Source organism: Streptomyces sp. NPDC051740, assembly GCF_044453165.1.
Classification (GTDB): Bacteria; Actinomycetota; Actinomycetes; order Streptomycetales; family Streptomycetaceae; genus Streptomyces; species Streptomyces atrovirens.
In genome coordinates this window covers 1-4,428 of the sequence record NZ_JBITCL010000003.1, presented here as the reverse complement: position 1 = coordinate 4,428, position 4,428 = coordinate 1, and the positions used below count along the sequence as shown (strand labels likewise).

4 protein-coding genes are annotated in these 4,428 nt (G+C 74.2%); 1 reads left to right on the top strand and 3 read right to left on the bottom strand.

Going from position 1 to position 4,428, the window contains the following annotated elements; all coding sequences use genetic code 11:
* Positions 1 to 150: 150 nt before the first annotated feature.
* From ACIA6T_RS05805 to ACIA6T_RS05795, 3 genes are read right to left on the bottom strand one after another with little or no spacing between them, the layout of a single operon-like run.
* Entirely contained in the window at positions 151 to 459 is a 309-nt protein-coding gene (locus ACIA6T_RS05805; RefSeq protein ID WP_399445317.1) for an SCO4225 family membrane protein, read from the bottom strand.
* A gap of 37 nt (positions 460 to 496) precedes the next feature.
* On the bottom strand, positions 497 to 1,180 hold the full coding sequence (locus tag ACIA6T_RS05800; RefSeq protein WP_399445316.1) for a response regulator: 684 nt from the start codon (positions 1,178 to 1,180) through the stop codon (positions 497 to 499).
* A complete protein-coding gene (locus tag ACIA6T_RS05795; protein ID WP_399445315.1) occupies positions 1,177 to 3,513 on the bottom strand; it encodes a histidine kinase in 2,337 nt (778 codons plus the stop codon). The genes ACIA6T_RS05800 and ACIA6T_RS05795 overlap by 4 nt, the downstream gene beginning before the upstream one ends.
* Before the next feature lie 237 nt (positions 3,514 to 3,750).
* Between ACIA6T_RS05795 and ACIA6T_RS05790 the strand changes: the two genes are divergently transcribed.
* Complete coding sequence (locus ACIA6T_RS05790) at positions 3,751 to 4,200, top strand: DUF5707 domain-containing protein (RefSeq protein ID WP_399445314.1); 450 nt, start codon at positions 3,751 to 3,753, stop codon at positions 4,198 to 4,200.
* Positions 4,201 to 4,428: the final 228 nt, after the last annotated feature.

The following is a 4,428-nucleotide window of genomic DNA, read 5'->3' as shown; positions in this document are numbered from 1 at the left end:
ACCGCCCCCCCCCCGCCCGCCCCCCCCCCCCCCCCCCCCCCCCCCCCCCCCCGACCCCCCCCCCCCCCCGCCCCCCCCCCCCCCCCCCGCGGGGGGCGCCCCCCCCCCCCCCCCCCCCCCCCCCCCCCCCCGCGGTGGTGGCGCCCGTCGTCAGGACGCCGTGTCCGGGGTGCTCCCACGGCGCAGCGCACGGGCGCACCAGCCGATGATCATGGCGTTGACCAGTGCTCCGAGGAGGATGGAGAGCAGGAACGTCGTGTCGGCTTCGGGCAGGAGGAACAGCAGTACGACGCTGCTCGGGGCGGTGGCGAACAGGGGGACGACGGCCGCCATGGACTCGTCGGAGGCGGTCATGATCGCCCATCCGAGCAGCAGTGCACAGCCCGTCAGGTAGATGCGGGCGGCGGTGCCGAGGGCGCGGCGCACGCCGCGTAGGACGGACAGACCTGGGCGGGGCATGGTGGTGGGCTCCTGGAGGGTGATGGCCGGTGGGCTGTCAGGCGGGGGAGTGGGGCGGGTTGGGGCGGGCGAGGCCGAGGTCGTAGGCGAGGATCGTCGCCTGGACCCGGTCACGTAGTCCGAGCTTGCGGAGCAACGCGTTGACATGGGACTTCACGGTGCCGACGGTAATGCCGAGGTGTTCGGCGATCTCCGTGTTGGTGAGTCCCGCGGCGATCAGGCCGAGGACGTCGCGCTCGCGGCCGGTCAGGCTGTTCAGCTCGCGGGGCGTGCCGCCGCCCGGAATCGCGGTGCTCGGCCCGGAGGCGTAGTGGCCGATGAGCCGGCGGGTGGCGGACGGGGCGAGGACGCTCTCGCCGGAGGCCACCACCCGGATGCCGTTCAGCAGTTCGCCGGGGTGCACGTCCTTGAGGAGGAAACCGGAGGCGCCGGCGCGCAACGCGTCGAACACGTACGCGTCGAGGTCGAAGGTGGTCAGCACCAGGACACGGGGTGCGTCGGGACGTCCGGTGATGATCCGGGTGGCGGCGATGCCGTCCAGTTCGGGCATGCGGACGTCCATGAGGACCACGTCGGGTGCCAGCTCCCCGGCGAGCCGTACCGCCTCGGCGCCGTCGGCGGCCTCGCCGACGACCGTCATGTCCTCCTCGGCGTCGATCACGGCGGCGAACCCCGCCCGTACGATGCCCTGGTCGTCGACGACCAGCACCCTGAGGCTCATCGTTGTCCCTCCTCGTCGTCCCGCGGTGCGGCCGGTGCCGCGGTCAGCGGCAGCAGGACGCGTACCGGACCCGACGGGCCGGCGGTGACCGTCCCGCCGGCCATCGCCGCACGCGCCGACAACTGCCGGCACAGGGCGGAACGTACGGTGTCCGGAACGCCGATCGCCGTGATCGTCAACGCGGCTTCGTCCGCGTCGAGTTCCACCGCCATCGGCTCCTCGCCGCCGGCTGCGAGCACCGTTTCGCAGGCATGGTAGGCAGCCAGGTCCACGGCGGTGGGCAGCCGTCTCGGTATCCGGTCGGTCAGCCGTATCCCGACGTCGCGGCCGGTGGCCCGGATCTGATGGCCGAGGAGGTCGAGAGCCTGCAGGGTGGGCTGCGGCCGCAGCGCGGGCACGGCCCCGGAGTCCCGGACCGTGTCGAGCAGGGCGCGCATCGCGGCGAGGGCCTCGCGGGCGCGTTCGGCGACCTCGTCGAGCCGGCCCGCCTCGGCCTGCGCGACCATGTCGGCGGTGCGCGCCAGCACGGTGGTCTCCAGTCCGGTGGCGATCCGGCGGCGCTCGGCCCAGGCGTCCCGTACCGCCTCCTCGGTCCAGGCCGCGAGATGTTCCGCCTGCGCACTGCGGGCGGCCCGGCGGTGACGCCCGCGCAGGGTCCCGGCCCACCACGCCGCGCCGACCACCAGGGCCGTCTGGGCCGCCGCCGCGGCGGCGGCCCAGACGGGGAAGGACGTGCCCCGGTGCACCAGCGCGGCGGACGTGGCCGCCGCGTGCACCACCACGGCCACGACCGGGCCGGTCCACGCGGGCAGGCGCGGGCGGCCGTCGGCGACGGACGGACCGGTGGCGGCCGTGCGGGCCGCGACGGAGACGACCACCGCGCAGGTGGCGGCCGTGCTCAGCAGCGGAGGCAGGAGCACCCACCCGCTGTACCCACCCACCGCCATCGCCACCGGCCAGAGCAGAGCCAGAGCGAGTACGACGCCCAGGGCGGCGCCGGGCGCCCGGCGCCGCCACAGCAGTGCGAGCGCCTGCCCGGCGGCCAGCAGTGCGAAGAGCACACCTACCGACGCCCCCGGGCCGGTCGACGCGGATTCCGCCCGTATCAGCAGGGAGGGAAACAGCGGTTGCAGGACGAGACCGGTCGCGGCCGTCACCTGCGCCAGGCGGTACTGCCACGGCACCGACCGCTTCACCGAGGCGGCGGCGATCCGGCCGGGCAGGACCGCGCTCACCTCCCAGCCGCCCTCCGCCGTCGGACCGCTGGCCAGGGTGCCGCCGGCCTCCCGGGCCCGCGACCGCAGAAAGCCCTGGCCGCGCCCCGAGCCGAGGCCGGTGCCGTGCGCCGGCGAACCGGCCGGCGGTGCGGCGCTCGTGACGACGACCTCCGTGCGGGCGTCGCCGTACCGGCACGTCACGGTGGTGTGCGCACCGGGTGCGTGCCGCGCCACATTGGTCAGCGCCTCGCGCACGATGCCGTACGCCGCGTCCGCGACGGCACCGTCCGGCAGCGCGTCGATCTCGCACTCCACGTGCTGGCCGAGCCGGGAGAATCCGGAGACCAGCCCCAGCATCCGTTCCCTGGGCGACGGTTGCTGTTCCCGTGAGAGGGCCGGTGCCCGCACCGCGCCGAGCGCCCGGGTGACCTCACGGCCCGTCCCGGCGGCGAACCGAAGGGCCTCGTCGGCCAGTTCGGGGCGACGGTCGCGCAGTCCGAGCGCCGCACCCGCCGTGACGACCACGGCCGTCAGATGGTGGGCGCTGACGTCGTGCAACTCCCTTTCCATCCGCTGCCGTTCGACCGCCGGGAGCCGGTGACGCTCGATCTCGGCCCGCTTCAGCCGCTGCTCGGCGGCCTGCCGCGCCAGCCGGCTGCGCCGTGCCAGCATTCCGGCGGCGGACGCGGCGGAGTACAGCACGGCCGTCAGGACGAGGTCGAGTCCGTCGCGGTCACTGAGTCCGTGCAGGGTGATGCTGTACAGAGACTGCCAGAGGGCGAGCGTCATCACGCACAACAGGGCGGTGAAGGTGTCGCGTTCGCCGGCCACGGTGAACAGGGCCAGGGCCACACCCGCTGTCCCCAGCACCGCCATGGCGCCGGTGGGCAGGGGACCGGCTCCCAGCGCACAGGCGGCGGCGACCAGGGCAAGGGTGATCACCGGCTTGGAACGGCGCAGCGAAAGCGCGGCCGTCACCAGCCCGGCGACGAGGGCCGCCACGAGAAGGTCGGCCCCCGCCGGAACGCTCCCGCGGATCACGTCCGCCCCCGGCCACACCGCGGCCTGGGCGCCGAGCAGCACGAGGGGCGGGAACCGGTCGTCGTTGTTCTTCATAAGAGATCAAGGTTATGGCCGCAGGTGAGCGGCTGTCCTCGGGCTCGAGGCGGACCCCGTTCTCTTACCTGGGGTGGAGACGCTGCACCCCGGGTTCGACACGGAGATCGTTCCCCGGCGGGAGGAGCGGGCGGTGCTCCCGGCCCTAGTCTCGATCACATCGGGAAAGCGGCCGACCACCGGTTCTTCCGCGCTTTCCCGCACATCGACACTCCACTCGTATCCGGGGGATCCACCATGTCCAAGCGTGTTCTCGTCCCGTCCGTCCTCGGCGCCGTCGTCCTCGGCGCCGTCACCGCCGGCGGCTACGCCACGGCCTCCACCGTCACGGAGCCGACCGTGGAGAACGGCTCCGCCGACTATGTCGCCCCGTCCCGGCAGGGCGCGGGGAAGCTCTCCTACACCGCGGACGTGAGCGACGACTCGGGTGTCCGCGAGGTCAGGATCATCGCGTGGCCGGCGAGTTCCGAACTCGACCCGACCGAGGCGGAGATGCGGTACGTGGACGAGGCCACGTGCCGCGGCACCTCGGACGGGACGTCCCGCTGCACCTACACGCTGGAGGTGACGCGGCGGGACGCGGCCGATCTGGCGGAAGGCGCCTGGTACGTGTCGGTGCTGGCGACGGCGGAGGACGGCGACACGACGTTCGTGCCCCGCGCGGCCACGTTCGACGTCCCCCGCTGACCTGTCACCGGGGCCGGACGCCTCCCACGCGGTGTCCGTCTCCCACCCCGGCACCGTGACCCGCGTCGTCGAGAAGGCCGCCCGCGCGGTCCGCCGACCGCGCCCGATTCCACCCCCGCATCCCGTCCAGTACCGGAAGGCAGCAATCACCATGCCGTTCATCACCGTCGGTCAGGAGAACTCCACCGACATCGAGCTCTACTACGAGGACCACGGCACCGGGCAGCC